Genomic DNA, 21792 nt, shown 5'->3' with positions numbered 1-21792 from the left:
AGATGACAGGAAAATTGGGCCTGTTTCGGCCTAAATTGTTGGAATTTATAAATATACAAAACCAAGAAAAAAAGTTTTTATTGGTTTCTTCCGCGTTAATATCGGGGATTATTAACGCTTTGACGTTGGTGATCTTGAATGCCGCGGCAAAAGACTTTGATAAGCCGGATTTGGACGAACGTTTATTCATTTTATTTGTGTTGTCGGTGGCTTTATATTTTGTCTCTAAGCGTTATGTGACGCATAGGATCACCGAGTTGGTACAGGGTGGAATTTTTGATTATAGAACACGCGTATTGTATTTGTTGCGAGGAATAAAGCTTCTGTCTTATGAGTCTATAGGCAAATCGCAGATTCTTTCGTTGTTATCGGAAAAGACCGAGTTAATTTCCCAAGCGGCGCATCGACTTGCCGAAGGTGTTCCTGCTACTGTGATGTTGATTTGCTCTTTCATTTATATGGCGACGATTTCGAAGATGGCGTTGATGATGGCCTTGGTCTGTATCGCCGGCGCCATGATAAGTATCTATGTCCTCGTTCAATCGATCAGTGTTTCGATGCAACAAGCCATGGAAAAAGATAATGAGTATTTTGCTTATATGCAACATGTGTTGGACGGTTTTAAGGAGCTGAAGATCAACCGGGAAAAGACGGATGACTTATATGGCAATTATATGAGGCAGGTTTCGGAAGAAGCTTGGCGGAATAATGTGTCGACCGACATTAGTAATGTCAATTTGCAACTTTATGCGCAGTTATATTTTTATATTTTAATGGCATCGGTTGTGTTTTTATTGCCGCAGTTAAGTAGTTTAACGGCCGATAAAATTATGTCTATCACTACGATTATATTTTTTATCATGGGGCCCATCGTCGTCATTATCGATATGGTTCCTAGCATGGCTAGAGCGAATGTGGCGATCGATTTTTTGCATCAATTGGAGTCGCAATTGAATGTCGCGCAGGAAAGTGTTTCAAGTGGACAACGCGCGTTTGTTTCTCCGGATTATTTTAATCGGATTTCCATCAGTCAACTATATTTTAGTTATCCGAACACAGACCAGGGGCGGCCGTTTTCTGTAGGCCCCTTCAGTTTGAACTTGAACAGAGGCGAGCTTGTTTTTATTCGTGGCGGTAACGGTAGCGGAAAATCGACTATTCTTAAGCTGGTGACGGGCTTATACGAGCCGAGTTCGGGCGCGATCATCGTAGACAATAAGACCATAGGAAATGACTTATTGATTGATTATAGAAGCCTTTTTTCGATTATTTTCACCGACTTTCATTTATTCGATCGATTTTACGGGCAGCAAAATGTTGATGTCGAAATGGTCAACGAATATTTGATTCTAATGGGTTTGGAGAAGAAAACCGGCTTCAAGAATGGCAGGTTCACCAATATTAATTTATCGACCGGGCAGAAAAAACGTTTGGCCTTGGTAATTGCTCTCTTGGAAGATAAAGCTATTTATGTGTTCGATGAAGTAGCTGCTGACCAAGACCCAGAGTTTCGTCAGTTTTTTTATGATGTTATTTTGCAAAAGTTGAAGGAAAAACAAAAGACCGTGATTGTTGTTACTCACGACGAAAAATATTTTACCCATTGTGACCGCTTATTGGTTGTCGACATGGGGCAGCTGAGGGAAGAAGAAAACGTTAATACATAAGCTCCACTGGCTTTTGGGTTAATAAAATAATACGCATTCACTTAGAGTTGATAGCTTTATACATAAATTTACGGCCGTGCCGAAGAGTGAAAAATTTATACAGAGGAGGCATAAGTTGAAGATAATAAATAGAAAAAAGTCGGGTTATTTGGTTTCGTTACTTGCAATATCGCTCGCTACGTCCGGATGTGGCGGCGCGGCCTTGAAAAGCGAATTCCGGGACGTTTCGGAAAATCATGCGTCGTTGTCCGACGAGCAAATGTTGCTAAACTTGGCGCGTAGAGCGAATTCCGTTCCGTCACATTTTCTGCAGATGTCAGGCGTCAACGCGTCGTTTTCCTTTGGAGCAACTGTCGGTACGCAGACAACCCACACCAATACATCGATGCCGTTGGTTGCCGCGCTGGCATCGTTGGCTACTCTCGCTACTAAGGTATTTAGTTTTACAGGTACCGTGGGCTTAAGCGCGACTGAATCGCCGACCTTCTCCTTCGCGCCGTTGAGCGGTGCTTCGTTTGCCAAAACCGCGTATACACCGGTCGATAGTAGGATTTTTTTCGAACAATTAAGGCAAGGCGTACCGGTTAATCAACTAATGCGTATTTTGGTTGTCTCAATTGTTCTCGATTATCCGTCAGGAAAAAGATTGGTTTTAAACAATATCGCCGATCAGGACCAACCCAAGAATTTTCGAAATTTTTTACGCTTGGCGGGTCTTGCTAGACAAATGCAGTTGCAGCAAGTCCTAAGAATCGATACTGAAAATGGCCAAAATGTGTTGACTATTCCGCCCGAAGCCTTGCCGTTATTAGAAAAATTGTACTCTTCGCACGAGTACGGTTTTTGGGAAGACAGTCCGTTTGTGCTTGGAGTAAGCGACGGTATTCCTAAGGTTTCTTTTGTCATGCGCTCATTCGACGGTGTTTTAGGGGCGTTGGGACTGGCGCAAAAACATTTTGAGCGTTGGTTGGCATCCGGTCAAAACTTGCAGGATGTTCCGGAAACCGAGCGCAGGCCAATTTTGACTCTGCAATGGTCTGAAGGTGCGCAATTAGTGGACTCAGGTTTGGAAGTAGAATATAACGGAAACCAATATAAGATAGCGGATCTCAACGATGGGGGGTACGTTACCTGGAACAGGGATTCGTTTAGAGTGTTAAATGACTTATTCACGATCGTTTCGTTGGATCCTAAAGATATGCCGGTTCAACAACTGATAAAGGTATACTAGGGTCAATACATCGCAATCGATATAAAACCGAATTTATTGAGTTGTTTCTAAAGTATGGAGATTTTATTTTAAATTCTCTCTCTAATGGAGGATATCAATATTTCGTAGTAACGATTGGCAATATCTGGGGCATGGTTTTTATTCCATCTTTTGCATTTTAAAGAATGGAAAATGCTGATGGTGTTTTAGAAGTGGCTGTTTCTGAAGGAGGTTTGATATTGATAGTTTGAATAAAAGTGTTAAGCAATTGGTATTGGGTTGCTTATTGTAGAGGAGTCGTGGCAATGTTCGGTTGCATTCTGTTATGCGTACACCGCCTTTTGTCATGAATTGTAATATTTCGTCTTGCTTGCTATCGATGTATCGATTTGTTGAATAGCAGTGAGGTTTGATTTTTCGCAAATTACCGAGGTGTGATGTAATGACTGACTTAGTAAAAACTGATAATGCAATAGATGCTGCTCATGATTTGGTAAAGAAAAGCATGTATGCTTCGATGGCTGCTGGTTTAGTGCCAGTGCCTATTTTTGATTTTTTGGCGGTATCCGGTATACAACTGGAGATGCTGAGAAGATTAAGCCATCTTTATGGCGTGACTTTTATGGAGGGTAAGGGCAAAAATGCTTTGGCCGCTTTAATAGGTGGTAGCTTTCCGACTTCGGTAACGCCACTGGTCATGAGTTTATTTAAATCGATACCGGTTGTCGGTTCAACGGTCGGTGCGGTGAGTTTGCCGCTGATTGCCGGTGCCTCGACTTATGCGGTTGGTAAAGTCTTTATTCAACATTTTGAATCGGGCGGTACTTTTCTGACATTCGACCCAGAACAAGTTAGAGCCTACTATTCCGAAAAATTTAAAGAGGGTAAAGCCGTGGCGGCATCCTCTGACGCTAAAAAAGTAACTGCCTGATCTTTTGAGAATTAAAAATATAACGATGAGCGGATCGCGGTTCGTTATCAACGACTGACCGCGATTGGCTCATTTTTAATTTCCTTTGAGGCATGAGCTTCATATTTAACTCTGAGCTCAATTTAAACGATGAAGCGCTTTCTACCTGCCGTAATCACCTCTACGATTATTGTTTTATTAGTCGTTGCGTATTTTTATCAGACGATGTTTATTACTATCAAGGCGGGTGAGGCGGGCGTTCTATATAAGAGGTTCGCTGGCGGTACCGTTACCGATAGAGTGTATAAGGAAGGGTTCCACATAATTTTTCCTTGGAACTCTATGGCGATTTACAACACTAGGGTTCAGCAACAAGGACACTCACTCTCGGTGCTTACTCAAGAAGGATTAAGAATAGAGCTTATAGTTTCGATACGCTACTATCCGGAGCGTGATTCGGTCGGTATATTGCATCAAAAAATTGGACCGGATTACCTGGAAAAAATTGTTATACCGGAAGTTGATCATACGCTTCGGGTACATGCCGGTAAAACCTCTGTTAGCGATATTTATACGACCAAAGGGGAAAGTCTGCATAACATTATCGTTCAAGCGGCGTCCGAAGTAGAAAAAAATTACATTTATATTCAGGATGTTGTTTTACAGCAAGTAATCTTACCCAAACAAGTCGAGGATGCAATTGAGGCAAAGATCGAGCAGAAGCAATTATCCGAGGCCTATCAATATAAGTTGGCGAGAGAAACGCAGGAGGCGGAAAGAAAGAAAATCGAGGCGGATGGGATATATAACTACAATACTCGAATCAGTCAATCTTTGAATAATGACGTTTTGAAATGGAAGGGTATAGAGGCGACGCGTGCATTAGCTGAATCGAATAATGCGAAAACTGTCATTATTGGTAATGGCGGTAATCAATTGCCTATTATCATTGGTGGTGAGTCCGGGCAATAAAGATGCGCATACAGGTTAGTATACTTAGAAATATAAAGGCAACTTTACGGACCATTTTTCACGTTGCATTATTTTTCGGTATTTCTTTTGGAATTTACAGAGGCTTTTTTTCGTACACATTAACCTACGACTATTCGTTGAATGCGCGTTCGGACATTGCTAATCAAGGGGATGGCGAGATTCATGTCGCAGCGGTTTGGCTGGACAGCGATAGAGCTTTTATGGATGGCGTTAACCTTGCCGTAAAGGAAGTAAATGAACAAGGGCTTGTGCTTAAATTGGATGATAAAAAGGTTAAGGCTAAATTGGTTATTCACGAGTATGACGATACGACTGATGATAGTGCGCAGGACTCGAGGTTAAGCATCGCGGAGGATCATAAAATTGTCGCGGTCGTAGGGCATTCTTCTTCGGCATCCGCAATACCAGCCTCGATTACTTACGAATATAACGGTATTTTATTCATTTCTACGGCAGCCACTGCTGATTTGTTGACGGAGCATAACTTTATATATACCTTTAGCATTATTCCAACCGAGGAGTTTTTTGTTGGTAAATTAATTAAGTTTTCTAAGGAAAGAAACTGGAATAAGCTTTTGCTGGTATTTTCTAGGAATTTGTATGGTTTAAATTTGTATCAGCGTTTTTCCGCCCAAGTTGAGCCACCGCTGGAAATCGTAGCCGCTCGATCGTTTTTCGTGGAGCAATCCGATTATAAAGGAATGATTTACGATTTGATGAATAAGGATTTTGACGCGGTTGTGATGGCGGCTGCGGAAGAGCATGCGGCTAAAATGATTGAGCAATTGCGTGAAATGGGGGTTAATAAGCCGATTATTGGAGGGGACGGTCTGGATATCCTAAAAATATGGGATTGGTCTAACCAAACTGCGAATCAAACCTATGTAGCATCGATTTTTTCGGGAAAAAATGAATTTAACGAAAAATTCAAGAACACATATGGCGTGGAGGGTAGCTATAGCGCTTATCAGGGCTACGAGGCGATACGGGTTTTAGCCGATGCTATTCAAAAGACCGGGAGCAGCAACCCTATTCAAGTGGCTTCAACGTTGAAATATGGTTACGCGCAAGGTTACGGTGGATATTTTTTTGACAAAAATGGCTTGGCTAGCAATAAAGAAATATATATCAAGCAGATAGTTGATGGGCGTTTTGTCCTGGTCGAATAGAGGGGTTTATGGTAATCGTAATTTCGCTAGTTTATGTGCTTGTCAGCTGGTTTATCGCGTTTTTGGGGAGAAATAAAAAGTTTGGCTTTTGGGGGTATTTATTCGGTTCTTTGCTGTTCACCCCATTCATCGGAATAATTTTATTATGCGCTTCGGATGTCGTGAAGGATAAGTAATCAATATCTAACTGTTACACATTTATTCATCCTCGGTTATGGCATTGCTTAAATAGGTCAATAGCGGTTTATGTACAACACGGGAAATACAGTTTTAAATGATGACGGTGTTTTCTCGGCATGCATGGAGCGCCAAACGCTCTGCGGATACGCCTGCTGTAAATTCCGCGGTGGTAATTGGATTATGCTGTTGCCTGGTGAATATGAGTTGGCTGGCGAAGTAGATCTGAAAACCGATCATTTGGCTTTTCAAGACAATCTTCACGCTATATGTTCAAAGCCTTGTAAAAACGGGGATTTTAAGCCTATGGACTGTTCTTGGTACCCGCTTTTTCCGGCAAATGAAACAGCGACAAAGTTTTTAGTTGCCGATCATCGGAAGTGCCCAATTCCCAATAAATATTTAATCGATAAAATGCGTTCGGTACAGACAGCCGCGTTAGCGTGGGAAAAGCGTTTTCCAGGTACCTTAAAGCGAATTGTCGCGTTAAGTCGCGATTTCGTTGGTTATAAACCGTTTCCATATAAATTCGACAATCAGGCTGTATTGGAAATGTCGCCGGAAGAATTATTGGAAATTACGCTGCCTACCGAGTTTTCCGTAGATTATGTTTGCATGGAATGGACGAGCAATCAAGCTGGTTATACGGCAACAAGCACGCCTGAAGATGAAGATTAATTCATTTTTAAACCAAAATCCATGGCGGCGGATTTTTTTCATTACTATTTCGCTGACGGCGTCTTCGGCAAGCGCGGAATATTCTGTGTATCAAGGAGAATATGGCTTTCTTTCCGGCAGAATGCAAGTTCAAATGGCGGCCTTGGGGGAAATTAACGAACGCTCCGGAGACCCTGGCGCGGATAAGTTAAGTAATATTTATTGGGAACATACTTTCGAGCCGGAAATACGCGGGGGGCTGAATCTGGGCGAGGGCAGTCAGCTATACAGCGATTTTAGTATGATTTATAGCGCGATGCTTGGACACGATCCTTCTGGTATTACTTTTAGGGGGCATCCACACTCTTCTAGGGACGATTATGCCCCTTACCCGGACTTTAAAGAATGGATGATGGCGGAACAAATGCATATCGGCTGGAAGTCCGGCAAATTATTTGAAGCATTGGGACAGGATGCGATTGACTTTTCAGCCGGGTCTCAAGATTACAAGTTGGGAACCGGCTTGTTATTGGCAAACGGTACCGACGATGGTGGTTTTCGAGGTTCTTATTGGATCGGTTCGAGAACGGTCTTTGTCAATACACTGATTGCCCGCATTAACTTCAAAGGCCTGAAATTCGAAGGCTTTTATTTGGAAAACAATCCCAGAAATCCGGAGAATCGGAAGAGATATACAGGGATGAATATGGAATATAATTATAAGGATGTTGTTAATGTCGGATTCAGCTATATTAACGATGATCATTATGGTGGCAGTTTGACTGCTGTCACCGATGCGTATGACTTTCGGTTGGACTTTAAGCCATTGCCGCATGAATTGCCTGGTTTATCGATTAGCACTGAATATGTTTATCAGCTAAACAATAAGTTAACCGACGTTGATCCGAATAATCCGACTCTTTATTGGTACGGGGATATGGGTGAAAAATCCATTTCCGGCGGTTTTGGTCAAATTGAATACCGTTTTTCAGAAACTCCTTGGCAGCCGACGCTAAGTTATCGCTATGCTTACATGCAAAGAGGTTTTGACTTCATGAATTTCGGGTTTAAAACTTGGGGCACTTGGTTTCAAGGTGAAATTAATGGCGAGTTTATATTTGATAATACCGATCTTATCACTAATACTACGAGATTGGTGTTGTCGCCGACTGAAAGCGTTACCGTTAATTTAATTTATTTGAATTACCAGCTGGACGATCCGGCGGTATGGAGTGTCAGTTCATCCGACTACGGTAATGAAGTTGATTTAGTCGCTGATTGGGCCGTAAGCGACGCTGTAGATATTGCCGCGGGCATCGAAACATTTATCCCAAACAAAGGCGGGAAGCAGGTATTTGGCGGTGGCAATGAAATGTGGATTCAAACTATGGTTTATGCGTCATTTAAATTTTAAATTGTTTTTGTCGCTGTTTTTTATGATTTTTGGAGCGGTTGCCGACGATTCCAGCTTAATGCCTTCCGACATTATGCGTATCAAACAGCGCGGCGAATTAATCGTTGCGATGTATTACGATGACGTGCCTCTGTTTTGCGAGAGAGCGAGCAACCAACAACTTAAAGGGATTGATATTGAAATCGCACAAGATATCGCGGAAAAATTGAATGTAAAGCTGGTTTTAAACAGAGAAGCCAGGACTTTTGACGAGGTCGCTCAAATTATCGCCCAAGGAAAAGCGGATGTCGGAATTAGCTCGTTAAGCGATACTTTGGATAGAGCGATGATGGTGCGCTTTACCGTTCCCTATTGGTCGCTGAGACAAGCGCTGCTGATTAACCGCTTGAAGTTATCCGCATATAAGGATCATCCGGACTTTAATCAAATCGAGCGATTATTAAATCAAAACGGTATCCAAATTGGTGTTTTAAAAGGCAGTTCTTATGTGGACTTTGCCGCTAAAATATTTCCGCTGGCTGGGGTTGTTAGTTACGACAGTGTGGCCGAAGGAATAGAAAACACCAAGAAAGCAAAAGTGCTGGCTTTTCTTTATGACGAAGTAGAGGTTATGAATTGGAGCAAGCAGCATCCTGAAGATAGTTTGTTTTTGAAGTCGGAGTTTATCAAGAAAAGCGAAGATACTTTGGCGATGGCGGTAAACTGGCGGGATACTCACTTGTTGGCATGGCTCAATTTATACATCCAACACGCCAAAAATAATTTTATATCGGAATTGAATGCGAAATATTCGAACATTCAGTAGTTTGATATTTTTATATCTATTGGCTGTTTATATATTTCCCATCTAAGTTGCATATTGGGGGCGGGCAGCCTCCGTCGCTAGGGAATACGGTATTTATTAACAACAATGTGTTTATTTAAGCGTTTTTTTTTAAAAATAGCCTCATTTAAGCCTCAAAAAAACTGGTTGCTGAGTCCGTGGGTGATCTTTGGCGGTGTTTTTTCCGGTGTGGCTATAGGCATATTCGATAAGTCGTTAGCTGGGCAACTGCTTCCGATAGGTACCTTATATTTAAGGTTGCTGCAGATGTTGGTATTGCCGATTCTGATATCGGCAGTGATATCCGGTCTGGGTAATTTGTTTGTTTCGGGCATAAAAAAAAGCCAGCTTTCGAGGCTGGGTAGTTTTTTGTTTTTAGGCTTGGTTATTGCCAGCAGCGTAGGCGTGGCGTTCGGGGTTCTTGGGCATCCTGGGGACGGATTGCAACACGATGCCCAAGTTACGCTGGGTAAGACTATTAATCGTTCAGAATTGAGTGTAACGGCGCCGCCGGAAGTCCAAAAGCCGACTGTTTTTTCCTATGCTCAAGCGATCATTCCGGAGAATATCTTTAGCTCGCTCGATAGAGGCGACACGTTGGCAATTTTGTTTTTTTCGATACTGATCGGTATTAGCATGGGTATGATAGATACCGAAGCCAATAAAACCGCTTTGGCGGTAGTGAATGCGTTTTACCATGTGTTTTTATCTATTATCGGCTGGATGATGCATTTATTGCCGTTTGGTTTGTTATGCCTATTTGCCGGACAAATTGCCCAAGTGGGTATCGATATCGTTTGGGCCACCGTTAAATTGATACAATATATTTATATCGCATGCGTGGTTACGATAATCGTTTACAGTGTAATTATTTGGTGGAAATTAAAGCACAGATTATCTTATTGGCAAACGGTTTCCGGATTGCGGCAGCCTATGATTGTCGCGTTGGGTACCGCTAGCAGTTTCGCTACTATTCCTTCCGCGTTGGCTGCTTTGAAAGATAATTTGCAAGTTGATGAAAATGTTTCGGATTTGATTGTTCCGTTAGGGGCTACGATCAATCCTCCGGCATCTGTATTGCAATTTGCGATATCCAGCATTTTCATTGCGCAAATCTATGGTGCGGAGCTTGGTTTTGAGCAACTTTTGATTATTTTTATGGGATCGATACTGGCCGGCGTGGCTTCGTCGAGTGCGCCGAGTATGGTGGCTTTGAGTATGATCGCGATGATTCTTGATCCGTTGGGATTACCGAGCAGTGTAGCTATCATTCTGCTCATTGCAATTGATCCCGTTGTCGATCCGATAGTGACCGCACTTAATGTGCAAGCCAATTGTGCGTTGGCGGTATCGTTATCGGAAACCGATAGCGACGTCACCTGTACTCCGGCTCGGGTTTAGCTCGTTTTAGTGATCATGATTTCGGCGTTGGCGCGGTTCGGGTTTTCTAGTAGCCGATCACTATTTTGATCCAATATGGATTGTGGATAATTGGGTAATATGGAAGGCGGTTTTCTGGGAATTGAAGCGGAAAAAACGGTTTCCCGAGTATAGACTTTCGGCGGACTGACTAAGAACGATTATTCTCCATTTCGGAAGAAGGTATGGTGCTAGTCGAGTACGCGGTTATTCGCCAGTAACAAACGTTAGTGATTGGGCGTTGGTTAAATGGCAAATCTATGACGGATTGCCGGGAGGGTTAGGTGGTCGGTAATTTGAATTTTGTGCTGAACCGGTGGCCAGTGTAATTCAAGGTTAAACAACTCGGTATTTGTGTGTGGACTATTTTGATGTACCAGCTATCGAACGGTTTCTAGAGTTAACGAATTGTTGCAAATTATACAGCCGCTTAATTTTTGCCATGTTTTTCAACGACGGTACAAAATTACTTTTTGACGGCTACACAAATTAAGCGGATTGAAGTCTTAACTAGTTAAGGTTGAGGAAGGAATGGAGCTTTTTGCATTTCCATTTGCCGGGGGTAACGAACATTGTTATCGTGAGTTGGGTAATAGTTTAACCGGCATTCGCTTGAATGTTCTGCCGTTGCCGGGGCGGGGCAGCCTGATGTCGCGGCCGTGTATATCCTGTAGCGAGGAAATGGCCGATTACCTTTTCGAACGGATCAAGGATAGCCTACAACGGCCTTACGCCTTTTTTGGTCACAGTATGGGGGCATTTATCGCTTATATGCTCTGCAGGAAGATCGATAGTGAAAATATGCCGTTACCTAAGAAATTGATTTTATCCGGCCGTAGAGCGCCTTCCGTGATCGAAGACGAACCAAAACATAAAATGCCTAGTCAGCGATTTAGGCAAGTATTGCGAGAGCTGGGTGGCATCCCGGATGCGGTTTGGCGGGATGAGGAAATCATGTCGCTGTTCGAACCTATTATTCGATCGGATTTTCAGATGATAGAGACTTATTGTCATCAAAAGCAGAATGCGTTGGATATTCCCGTACATTTGTTTTTAGGCCGCTATGACAATGTTAGCGACGAGCAAGCCCTAGCTTGGCAACTGGAGACTTTACAGCCGATTGATATTACGTATTTCGATGGAGGTCATTTTTATTTTAAAGATGATGAATTCTTGTTGAAGCAATTGGCCAAAAAGATCATTGACGCGCTGGCGGGCTAAGTTGCGCATCGTATTTTTAAATGACTATATAACTATTGTGGAGATTACTTGTGTTCGACGACGAAAATACAATATTTAGGGTGGTATTGAACCACGAGGGACAATACTCAATTTGGCCGAAAAGCCGCGATTTGCCATCCGGCTGGACAGCCGACGGTACGGAAGGCCTTAAGCAAGTGTGTTTGGATCATATTGAAAACGTGTGGACAGACATGCGGCCGCTGAGTTTGCGGCGGGCTATGGATCAATAATTAGGCGCTCGGCGAGTTTGACGGGCCGTTTTGGCGGATATTGGCTACGTGCCATTTTTCATCGGAATACGTTGAAATGTTAGAACTGATCAACCGCTATTGTCACGGATTTGTTGCTCTTCCCGTCATACATGGTTTGCGGAAACAAACATTTTTTAGCATTTTCAACGACGGCAAGGCCGTTAGTTTCGATGCTCTGTTAGCGCGTACGCAAGGCAACTCAGGGCATTTGAAAGCCGCGTTGAGGCTACTCGAGTCTTTAGAAATATTGGCGTTGAATCAAACTTATCGAGCGGGTTCTAGGTTTGATTGGCCGGCTCGGCTACCGGATAACTTCGAGTCTTTATTAAGGCTTGATTTTTCTACCGATAGCCAACAGACCATCGACTATTGGTTGGATCAGTCCTTACGGCATTGGTCTACTCAGGATTCGTTGTTGGCCGATTTTCTGGATGGTTTATGGCTACTGCCATTGTTTTTTCAACAAAAACCGGATCGCGACGGTCGGGATTTCGACGAGACGTTTCATTTTTTAGCTCAGCGCGACCGACTGCGACAGTGTTTTTTAAATAAAGGCTGGATAGAGCGCCAAGCCGAGCGATGGGTTTTCAGTGCCGCCGGTCGGCATTTGTGTGAGCGTATTTTTGTTGCCGGTACGGTGTTTTCCTATCGGCCGATGCTGGCAAATATGGGCGAACTGTTATTCGGCGACGTCGGCAAGGTATTTTGTCGCGACGCGGAAGGCCATGAAAATCATTTGGACCGCTTGTTAAACGTTCAGGCCAGCGGATTTCAGCATGAACGATATTTTAAAGATTGCCAAGCCATCATTGTTGAAATCTTTAATCAAACGCCGATCGAAACTCAGCCCGATTATATTGCCGATATGGGCTGCGGCGACGGCACACTGTTAAAACGCGTTTATCAGGTCATCCAGAGCCAAACCGAGCGAGGCCGGCAGCTCGATCGCTACCCGTTAATGTTGATCGGCGCCGATTACAATCAAAAGGCGCTATCGGCAACGGCGGCGACCTTGGCTGAATTTCCGCATACAACCATTCAAGCCGACATTGGTAACCCAGCCCGGTTTTTGGCGGATTTACAAGCTGCCGGCATCGCGAATACCGGAAAAATTTTACATATCCGTTCTTTTCTGGATCATGACCGGCCTTACATCGCACCGAAGCTGCAAGATCAATTGCGGCAAAGAGCCGAAGGACGGACGCACGGGGTTTATATCGACAGCGATGGTCAGGCGATCCCCGCAAAGGTGGTGTATCAGAGCCTGGTCGAACATATGATGCGTTGGTCGGCGATTATCGGCGACAGCGGGGCGATGTTCTTGGAGGTCCACAGCTTGCCGCCCCAGGTGATTGCCCGCTATTTGGATCAATGCGAAAACCTGCATTTCGACGCCTATCACGCCTTCTCGGGGCAGATGTTGGTCGATGCCGACGAGTTTTTATGGGCGGCGGCGGAAAGCGGCCTATTTCCGCGTCTGGCTTATGCTCGACATTATCCTAGAACCCTGCCTTTCAGCCGCATTACCTTAAATTGGTTTGAAAAGCGCCCTTATCGGCTGCGGCCCGCATTTAGCGATGACCTGGACGCCCTGGTCGATCTCGATCAAGCCTGCTGGCCGGCGCATTTAACCGCCGGACGCGACGTGATCGCGGCTAGGTTGGCACGTTACCCGCAAGGTCAGTATGTGCTTGAACAACAAGGCGAGGTGATAGGCGCACTCTATACCCAAAGAATTAAAACGCAGGCGGCTCTCGATCAGACGACTTTCCGGCAATTGCCCGCGCTCCATGATCCTCAAGGCTCGATCCTACAAATTCTGGGTATGAATATTAAGCCCAGCGTTCAACATTTGGGCCTAGGCGATCAAATACTGGATTTTTTATTGTACGTCTGTGGTTTGGACGGTAACTGCGAAGCGGTCGTGGGCATCAGCCGTTGCAAGCAGTTTGCCGAACAGGGCAGTTTGACGATGCCGCAGTATTTGCAAAAATGCCGCGACAGCGGCCAGTGGGATACGGTGCTGCATTTTCACGTTCATCACGGAGCCGAAGTGGTCAAGCCGATTGCCGATTACTGGCCCGATGACGTTGAGAATCAGGGCTACGGCGTTTTAGTTCGGTATTCGATGGCCGAGGCTGAACGCCATTGCCAAGATTCTATAGCGGCGGGTTCCGTTGCCGATGCGGTTTCGAAAGCTAAGATTGTTAACGAAGCGATACGGACGATACTCGGCGAATCCAGAAAAGCGATGTTTTCTCCCGAGCGTGCCCTCATGGAGATGGGCTTGGACTCCTTAGACTTGTTGGAGCTGCGCACGCTTTTAAGCAAGCAATTGGGCGTCCCGCTAGAGCCGATGTTTTTCTTTTCCTACGGCACGGCCAATGCGATCGACGCTTATTTTAACGGCGAATCGGCGAAACCCTCGGCAATGCCTCCGTTGCTCGGTTTTCCAGAACCGGTTGCAGCGGAAAGGCCAGCAGCGCAACAGCGGCCGTTCGACATCGCGATTGTCGGCATGGCTTGCCGCTTTCCTGGGGGTATTCGTTCGGCAGATAGCTTTTGGCAGTATTTGCGCGCCGGTTTGCATGGTATCGGCCAAGTACCGCCGGAACGTTGGGATTACCGGTCCTACCAGCCCGATGCCAATCCGCACGGCGGTTTTATTGACGATGTCGATCGATTCGATGCCGAGTTCTTCAATGTGACGCCGCGAGAGGCGCGTTTAATAGACCCTCAACACCGTTTATTATTGGAAACGGCTTGGGAAGCGTTCGAGCAGGCGGGGATTAATCCGCGGTCGGCTCAACAGACCGGGGTATTCGTCGGTTTATCAGGGCACGATTACGAGTTGCTGGCGGCCGAAAAAAATCGGGATAGACATTACGACGTCTATCATGCCATCGGTAATTCAGCGGCGATGGCCGCTGGACGTTTGGCTTACTTTTTCGGTTTTAACGGTCCTGCCGTCAGTGTCGATACCGCCTGTTCCTCGTCGTTGCTGGCTGTCCGGCAGGCTTGTGAAAGCTTGCGTCGTTCCGATTGCCGTTTGGCGTTGGCCGGCGGCGTCAACTTAATGCTGGCGCCCGATTTGACGATGGCCTTTTCCAAAAGCGGCATGCTGGCGGCCGACGGGCGTTGTAAAACCTTTGATGCCGAGGCGGATGGCTATGTGCGCAGCGAAGGTTGCGGTTTAGTGTTGTTAAAACCGTTGGCCGATGCCGTTCGCGATAGGGACCAGATTTTTGCGGTCATCAAAGGCAGCGCCGTCAACCAAGACGGCGCGAGCAACGGCATTACCGCGCCGAACGGTTTGGCACAGGAAGCGCTGATACGGCAAGCCTTGATTGACGCCGAGCTACCGGCCGCGGCGGTTTCGGTGTTGGAGGCGCATGGTACCGGAACGCCGTTGGGCGACCCTATCGAGATAGCGTCGGTCGCGAAAATATACGGTGAAGGCCGGACGGCGGACAATCCCTTGGTGATCGGCTCCGTTAAAACCAATATCGGTCACACCGAAGCGGCGGCCGGCGTAGCCGGATTGATTAAATTGTGTTTGGCGCTTAAATATCGATTCATCCCGCCGCATCTGCATTTCAAACACCTCAATCCGCGCATTCCGTTGGCCGAAATTCCAGCTAAGGTGCCGTCCGAAGGCATGGATTGGCCCAAACAAGCCGACAGACCCAGAACTGCGGCGATCAGTGCGTTCGGCTTTAGCGGCACCAATGTGCACATGATTATTGCCGAGGCCGAGGAAACCGAACGCCCGGAGCCTATAGATTTAGCCTGCGTATTGCCGTTATCGGCGCAAACGCCCGAGGCTTTGCAAGCCTTGGTTCAAGACTATAAACGGTACTTAACGACGGGTAAGTCGCTCAATTTGTTGAGCATCGCCGCGACAGCGGCAACCGGAAGACAGCATTTCGATTTTCGATTGGCGATTGCCGCGGCCAATAGCGAACAGTTGCTGGAGAAATTAAATCATTGCGGTCAAGCAACCTATCCGATACGCGCGCGACCGGAAACGGTGTTCTTATTCACCGGCCAAGGCGCGCAATATCTGCAAATGGCGCGGGGACTTTATGCTAGCCGTAGCTATTTCAGGCAGGTTTTTGACCAATGTTCCGAACTGTTCGCCGCTTATCTGGATTGCTCTATCGTGGACGTGTTGTTCGGTGAAGACGGTTCAGAACCCAAGCTGCGACAAACGGGGCTGACTCAACCGGCTTTATTCACGCTGGAATATGCGTTGGCCAAACAATGGCAGCAATGGGGTGTCGAGCCGGACGTCATGATAGGCCACAGCATCGGCGAGTACGCCGCGGCGTGCTTGGCGGGGGTGTTCGACCTGAATCAAGCCGTGATGCTGGTGGCCAAGCGCGGCCAAGTGATGCAAGCGTTACCGGCCAACGGCAAAATGGCGGCGGTCAATTGCCGGCAAGCGCAATTGGCGCCTTTTCTGAATGCCGGCGAAGACGTGGTGATCGCTTGCTTCAACGCCCCGGAGCGGCTGGTGGTATCCGGTTCTGCAAGCGGCGTGGACCGTTTGTTGGAACGCTTAACCGATGCCGGCTTCTCCGCTACCGAGCTAAAAGTGTCCCACGCCTTTCATTCGCCGTTGATGGCGGGGGCTTTGCCCGAATTCAGACAGGCATTGGCAAAGGTTCAATTCAGTAAGCCGGCGATACGAATCATTTCCACCTTGTCGGGGCAGGCGGTGAGCGACCAGATGAGCCATGCCGATTATTGGTTGCGGCAAATCGTCGAACCGGTCGATTTTACCGGGGCAATCGACACCTTGCGCCTGAAGGGCAGCGAGCAGATATTGTTGGAAGTTGGACCGAGAAGCGTATTGACGAGCTTGGCCACGCAAGTCGCCGGCCAAACGGAAAATATCCTGTGCTTACCGGCTTTGGATCCCGGCGTGGACGACGATCTTAGGGTGGCGGAAAATGTCGGCCGTTTGTACGAGTTAGGCTTGAACATTGATTGGCAGGCGTTTTACCGCAGTCTGCCGTACAACAAGGTTTCGTTACCGACCTATCCGTTTCAGCGACAACGCTATTGGCTTGACGACGTTTATCAGACCAAACCGGCGGCATTAAGCGCCGCCTATTGCCATCCGTTGCTGGGCCAGGCTATTTCCTCGCCGCTGGCTGACGAATATCAAGCCAGTCTGGGTTTAAGCGACTTGGCTTGGTTGGCCGGCCATGCCGTTGACGAGGAGGTCATCTTGCCGATGGCCGCTTATCTCGAAATGGCCGTCGCGGCGGCGGGTACCGGGGCGGTGTTGAAAGAGATTGTGGTCGCTAAAGCCTGCGCCGTTTCCGAAACCGCTTTGACGCTGCATACCGTCAAACAGGCCGATAACATTACTATTTACAGCCGCCAAGACGGCGATTGGCGGCAACATTTCAGCTGCTCGGTTGCCGCCGTAGAGAGCCGCGAGACCGGCGACAGGCGTTTGGATACGCTCCAAACACAAGGGCAATTGCAAACGCTATCCAAGGATGATTTTTACCGGCAACAAGCGCTACGCGGTTACCGTTTCGGCGGTTGTTTCCAAAGTTTGGAACAACTCTACCAAGGTCGGGAAAGCGCGTTGGCCTATGCCTCTTGCAATCAATCTGGCGCCGGTTACCGCCTGCATCCCGTATTGCTCGACGCCGCGATCCAATGCGCCTTGATGTTGCTGCCTCGGGACGGGGTTCAGCGTTACATGCCGTTCAGTATCGAGCGCTTTGCCTTATGGGGCCATCCCGGCTCGGGATTATGGAGCTTGGCGAAGCTCGTAAAGCGCTACGACGATGCGCTATTGGTCGATATCGACATTTACGACAGCGAAGGTTTAGCGATTGCCGCCCTCAATGGTGTGATGCTGAAACGGGTCGCCGCGCGAGCCGCTCAAGCCAGCCTAGCGATCATGGACGGGCTCTATCGAATCCAGTGGCAACACCAAGAAGCCGCAGCGGGTAAGAGCGAGGTGATTAGCGCCTTACGGCAAGAGTTTGCGCAGGGACTAAGCTTTGAGGCCGTCAAGGGCGCCGGCGGCCGCTTGAATCAAGTCGCGGTGGGATATTTTCTGCAGGCCTTGGAGCAACTGGGGATGGAACCTTCACGGGTCTATGCCGACAGCGCCGACTTGATGGCGAGCTCTGGCGTTCAGCGGCGTTTTAGCCGTTTGTTCGAGCGCATGCTCGCCATTTTGCGTGAAGCCGGCTGCGTCGACGTGGTCGATGGCGGATGGCGTTTTCGGCGGACTTTGCCTTCATCGGCTAGGATGTTGGCGGAGCGGTTACGGCTGGAGTATCCGGCGCTGGCGGCGGAAGTCGATTTACTGGCCCGTTGCGGCGAACAACTGGCGTCGGTTTGGCGGGGCGAACGCGATCCCTTGCCATTGATTTTTCCGGCGGATAATCCTTCGGCGACTACTGATTTTTATCGGCACTCGCCGTCGTTTGCCGTGCTGAACCAAGCCTTGGCGGTTGCCGTTGCCCAATTGGCGCGAGGCACGGCAACGACTAACGCTTGCCGCATCTTGGAAATCGGCGCGGGAACCGGGTCGGCGACTTACCATATTCTGAACGCCCTGGACGCTGAGCGATGCCGCTATACCTTCACCGACGTCTCGCGTTATTTTACCGAGCAGGCCAAACAAGCCTTTGCCGGCCACGTGTTCGTCGATTACCGAATCTTGGATATTGCCGCCGATCCGCAAGCACAGGGTTTCGCGGCTCAGTCTTTCGACATCGTCATTGCTTCCAATGTGTTGCACGCCACGACCGATTTGCATCGCACTTTAAGTCATTGTCGGCAGTTATTAGCCGGCGGCGGACATCTAGTCTTACTGGAAGGCGTGGAAGCAACGCCTTGGATCGATGCGGTATTCGGCCTGACCGAGGGTTGGTGGGCCTTTAACGATAACTTGCGCAGGGATTATCCGTTATTGAATAGCCGGCAATGGCAACAGGCCTTGCAAGATTTGGGTTTGGAGGCCGAATGCTTGGTCGCGGATCATCAGGATGCACCATTTAAACAAGCCTTGGTGTTGGCTTCGGCTCCGAAGCCGGTCGCGAAGACCTGGTTGGTGGCGGGCGATCAAAATGGCTTGGCCGAGCAGTTAAGTCGAATTCTGGAACAGCGGGGCATAGCTTGTTTTCGACTGGTTGCCGGTGAGCAATTTAAACCCTTGGAGTCGAAGCGGTTTGAAATTAACCTGGAGCAAGCGGACGATTACCGGCAAGCGATAGCCGCCATCGAACGCCGCCAGCATATCGACGTAGTGGTCAACTGCTGGCCTTTGTCGTTATCGGCCGCGGAGTCGCGGTCTGGCGAACTGCTGATGGAGAACACGCGTTTTATGAGTGTCGGCGCCTTGGCCTTGATTCAAGCATTACTGGCCGGCGAGCGCCCGGCAAGCCTTTTGTGCCACCTGACCCGGCACTCGCAAAGCATCGATCAACAAGACCAAAGCACTTGCCCGGAAGCAGCAACCCTATGGGGGATCAATAAAGTCAGCTTGTTGGAACACCCCGAATTGAACAGTGTCGTTGCCGATCTTGACGATCAGCCGGCCAGTGCCGCGTTGTTGATACAAGACTTGTTGCAAGGTGCGCTGGAATCGCAGCAGGTTTACCGGAAGGGTCAACGTTTCGTGCCCAGACTGGCGGCGATCGACCAACGGAACGGCGCGGAAAGCCAGCGTACCTGGCGGGTAACCGAAGCCAATGCAGGCGCTATCGATGCCCTGCGACTCGTGGAGGTGGCCAACACCGCGCTAGGGCCGCATCAGGTGGAAATCAAGGTTCAGCACGCCGGACTGAATTTTATCGACGTCATGGATGTGCTGGGTTTGCTGCCGTTCGAGCGCGAAGGTTTAGGCATGGAATGCGTCGGAGTGATTAGCCGTTGCGGCGCCGAGGTTGTCGATTTTAGCGTCGGACAGCGGGTGATCGCCCTGGCCGAAGGTGCGTTTACCGATGAACTGATCGTCGATGCTTTTTGCGTCGCCGCATTGCCGGACACGATTCCTTCTTTGGCGGCGGCGACCCTGCCGGTCGCTTTTGTGACCGCCAGCCACGCCTTACTCCAGGTAGCCAAACTGCAGCCCGGACAGCGGGTGCTGATTCATGCCGCGGCGGGCGGTACCGGCATGGCGGCGGTACAAGTCGCCTTGGCGGCCGGCGCCGAAGTGTATGCGACGGCCAGTGTCGCCAAATGGCCGCAAGTGCGGCAGTTGGGCGTCGAATTAGTGATGAATTCCCGCGACCTGTCGTTTGTCGACCAAGTCAAGCAGGCAACGGGCGGTGAAGGTATTGATATTGTGTTTAATAGTTTGACCGGCGATTTTATTCCGGCAGGCTTGAGTTTGTTGAAAGCAGGTGGTTGCTTCTTGGAGATCGGCAAGCGCGAGCTGTTGACGGTTGAACAGTTGGCGGCATGGGCGCCGGCAGTCAATTATCAGCCGATCGATGTCAGAGCCTTATGCCAAAGCCAGCCGCGGATGATTCAGCAATTATTGCAAACGGTTATCGCGCATATCGAACTGCAAACCTACCGGCCCTTGCCCTATACCCGCTTCGAGTGGCCGCAAATGCAACACGCTTTCCGGTTCATGCAGCAGGCCAAACATGTCGGCAAAATCGTGTTGACCAACCAAGCCAATATCGACGATTTCGTTTGCGATGCCAATGCTAGTTATCTGATCACCGGTGGCCTGAAAGGGCTGGGTTTGTATAGTGCGCGGTGGTTGGTTGAAAAAGGCGCCAAGCGGTTGTTTTTGCTCGGGCGCTCCGTGCCGACGGAAGCCAACGAAGCCAAAATAACAGAACTGCGGGCTCTGGGTGCCGAGGTTGAAGTCTTGATTGCCGACGTCAGCGACGAGGCGGCCATGCAGGCGGTTTTCCAAAGCATCCGGCAAACCGGCAGGCCGTTGAAGGGGATCGTGCATTCGGTTGGCGTGTTGAGCGACGGTACGTTAAGGCAACAAAATTGGCAGCGTTTTCGGACCGTATTGGAGCCGAAAATCAAAGGCGCATGGCAATTGCATAGTCTCAGCCAAGCGGACGATTTGGACTTTTTCCTGATGTATTCTTCGGTGGCCTCTTTGCTCGGTAGCGCCGGGCAGTCTAACCATGCCGCCGCCAATGCGTTTTTGGATGCCTTTGCCGCTTACCGGCGGGCGCGGGGCTTGGCTGGACAAAGCATCAATTGGTGCGGCTGGTCGGAAATTGGTTCCGCCGCCGAACTGAAGCTGAGCGACCGGATTCGCAAGGGCTTGGCCGACATTTCGCCGGAGCAGGGCGGGCTTGTTTTAAACGAAGCCCTAAAACGTAACGAGGTACAACTGGCGGCTTTACCCATCGATTGGCCGGTATTCCTGGCCGATGCACCGATGCGGGAGTTTTTTGCGGCCTTCGGTACGGCGGCGCCCGCGATTGAAACGGTGCCGGTTGCAAATTCCGGACAATTCGATGCGGAGGCGCTGCGGCGCTTGAGCGAAGCCGACCGCGGCCATAAGCTGAAACAGTTTCTTACCACGGAGTTGGCGGCGGTATTGGGGATGGACGTGGCGCAACTCAATGCTTTGAGTCAACGTCATTCCGGCTTTTTCGATCTGGGGCTGGATTCGCTAACCTCGGTGGAGTTCAAAAACAAGATCAATCACGGCTTGGCGGTCAAATTGCCGGCGTCGGCGATTTTCGACTTTCCGACGATTCAAGCCTTGAGCGGTCATTTAATGTCGCTGCTGGCAAACGACGAACGGGTTGCCGGGACAAACGAAACGGCCGGCGACGAACTGGAGGGGCTGTCCTTGGAACAAGCGGCTGAATTACTGGCGAAGGAATTAGGATAAA

At 48.5% G+C, this 21792-nt stretch carries 12 protein-coding genes; all 12 read left to right on the top strand.

Annotation, left to right across the window (positions count from 1 at the left end; translation table 11 throughout):
• Nucleotides 1-2 precede the first annotated feature (2 nt).
• The 12 genes from ACQE3E_RS19690 (at nucleotide 3) to ACQE3E_RS19635 (ending at nucleotide 21791) form a co-directional block, all read left to right on the top strand.
• The gene (locus ACQE3E_RS19690) at nucleotides 3-1667 is read left to right on the top strand and encodes an ATP-binding cassette domain-containing protein (RefSeq protein WP_064031416.1); all 1665 of its coding nucleotides are present in this window, start codon (nucleotides 3-5) and stop codon (nucleotides 1665-1667) included.
• Between the two features lie 115 nt (nucleotides 1668-1782).
• On the top strand, nucleotides 1783-2898 hold the full coding sequence (locus ACQE3E_RS19685; protein WP_139306187.1) for a hypothetical protein: 1116 nt from the start codon (nucleotides 1783-1785) through the stop codon (nucleotides 2896-2898).
• A gap of 421 nt (nucleotides 2899-3319) precedes the next feature.
• Entirely contained in the window at nucleotides 3320-3808 is a 489-nt protein-coding gene (locus ACQE3E_RS19680; RefSeq protein WP_064031418.1) for a YcjF family protein, read from the top strand.
• A gap of 129 nt (nucleotides 3809-3937) precedes the next feature.
• A complete protein-coding gene (locus ACQE3E_RS19675; protein ID WP_064031419.1) occupies nucleotides 3938-4759 on the top strand; it encodes a prohibitin family protein in 822 nt (273 codons plus the stop codon).
• Nucleotides 4760-4761: 2 nt separating this feature from the next.
• Complete coding sequence (locus ACQE3E_RS19670; RefSeq protein ID WP_427500981.1) at nucleotides 4762-5949, top strand: ABC transporter substrate-binding protein; 1188 nt, start codon at nucleotides 4762-4764, stop codon at nucleotides 5947-5949.
• A 246-nt stretch (nucleotides 5950-6195) separates the two neighbouring features.
• Nucleotides 6196-6804 (top strand): hypothetical protein, encoded by a 609-nt coding sequence (locus ACQE3E_RS19665; RefSeq protein WP_427500980.1) that lies wholly within the window; start codon nucleotides 6196-6198, stop codon nucleotides 6802-6804.
• A complete protein-coding gene (locus ACQE3E_RS19660) occupies nucleotides 6794-8197 on the top strand; it encodes a hypothetical protein (protein ID WP_313730594.1) in 1404 nt (467 codons plus the stop codon). Before ACQE3E_RS19665 ends, ACQE3E_RS19660 begins: the two co-directional genes overlap by 11 nt.
• Nucleotides 8178-9002 carry a substrate-binding periplasmic protein gene (locus ACQE3E_RS19655; protein ID WP_071157324.1) on the top strand — a complete coding sequence of 275 codons (825 nt, stop codon included), beginning with the start codon at nucleotides 8178-8180 and terminating at the stop codon, nucleotides 9000-9002. The genes ACQE3E_RS19660 and ACQE3E_RS19655 overlap by 20 nt, the downstream gene beginning before the upstream one ends.
• A gap of 105 nt (nucleotides 9003-9107) precedes the next feature.
• The gene (locus ACQE3E_RS19650; RefSeq protein ID WP_281021409.1) at nucleotides 9108-10421 is read left to right on the top strand and encodes a dicarboxylate/amino acid:cation symporter; all 1314 of its coding nucleotides are present in this window, start codon (nucleotides 9108-9110) and stop codon (nucleotides 10419-10421) included.
• A 549-nt stretch (nucleotides 10422-10970) separates the two neighbouring features.
• The gene (locus ACQE3E_RS19645) at nucleotides 10971-11660 is read left to right on the top strand and encodes a thioesterase II family protein (protein WP_064031425.1); all 690 of its coding nucleotides are present in this window, start codon (nucleotides 10971-10973) and stop codon (nucleotides 11658-11660) included.
• A 50-nt stretch (nucleotides 11661-11710) separates the two neighbouring features.
• Nucleotides 11711-11911 (top strand): MbtH family protein, encoded by a 201-nt coding sequence (locus tag ACQE3E_RS19640; protein ID WP_427500979.1) that lies wholly within the window; start codon nucleotides 11711-11713, stop codon nucleotides 11909-11911.
• Between the two features lie 76 nt (nucleotides 11912-11987).
• Nucleotides 11988-21791 (top strand): SDR family NAD(P)-dependent oxidoreductase, encoded by a 9804-nt coding sequence (locus tag ACQE3E_RS19635; protein WP_427500978.1) that lies wholly within the window; start codon nucleotides 11988-11990, stop codon nucleotides 21789-21791.
• Nucleotide 21792 lies beyond the last annotated feature (1 nt).

The organism is Methylomonas sp. MED-D, from assembly GCF_050276835.1.
Classification (GTDB): domain Bacteria; phylum Pseudomonadota; class Gammaproteobacteria; order Methylococcales; family Methylomonadaceae; genus Methylomonas; species Methylomonas koyamae_A.
Note: the sequence above shows the minus strand (reverse complement) of the source record. Positions and strands in the feature narration are given on the sequence as shown.

Excerpts from the sequence above, each read along its gene's own strand:
- ACQE3E_RS19635 (WP_427500978.1), top strand. The coding sequence starts at position 11,988 with ATGTTAGAACTGATCAACCGCTATTGTCACGGATTTGTTGCTCTTCCC.
- ACQE3E_RS19670 (WP_427500981.1), top strand. The coding sequence starts at position 4,762 with ATGCGCATACAGGTTAGTATACTTAGAAATATAAAGGCAACTTTACGG.
- ACQE3E_RS19645 (WP_064031425.1), top strand. The coding sequence starts at position 10,971 with ATGGAGCTTTTTGCATTTCCATTTGCCGGGGGTAACGAACATTGTTAT.
- ACQE3E_RS19650 (WP_281021409.1), top strand. The coding sequence starts at position 9,108 with ATGTGTTTATTTAAGCGTTTTTTTTTAAAAATAGCCTCATTTAAGCCT.
- ACQE3E_RS19675 (WP_064031419.1), top strand. The coding sequence starts at position 3,938 with ATGAAGCGCTTTCTACCTGCCGTAATCACCTCTACGATTATTGTTTTA.
- ACQE3E_RS19690 (WP_064031416.1), top strand. The coding sequence starts at position 3 with ATGACAGGAAAATTGGGCCTGTTTCGGCCTAAATTGTTGGAATTTATA.
- ACQE3E_RS19665 (WP_427500980.1), top strand. The coding sequence starts at position 6,196 with ATGTACAACACGGGAAATACAGTTTTAAATGATGACGGTGTTTTCTCG.
- ACQE3E_RS19660 (WP_313730594.1), top strand. The coding sequence starts at position 6,794 with ATGAAGATTAATTCATTTTTAAACCAAAATCCATGGCGGCGGATTTTT.
- ACQE3E_RS19655 (WP_071157324.1), top strand. The coding sequence starts at position 8,178 with ATGCGTCATTTAAATTTTAAATTGTTTTTGTCGCTGTTTTTTATGATT.
- ACQE3E_RS19680 (WP_064031418.1), top strand. The coding sequence starts at position 3,320 with ATGACTGACTTAGTAAAAACTGATAATGCAATAGATGCTGCTCATGAT.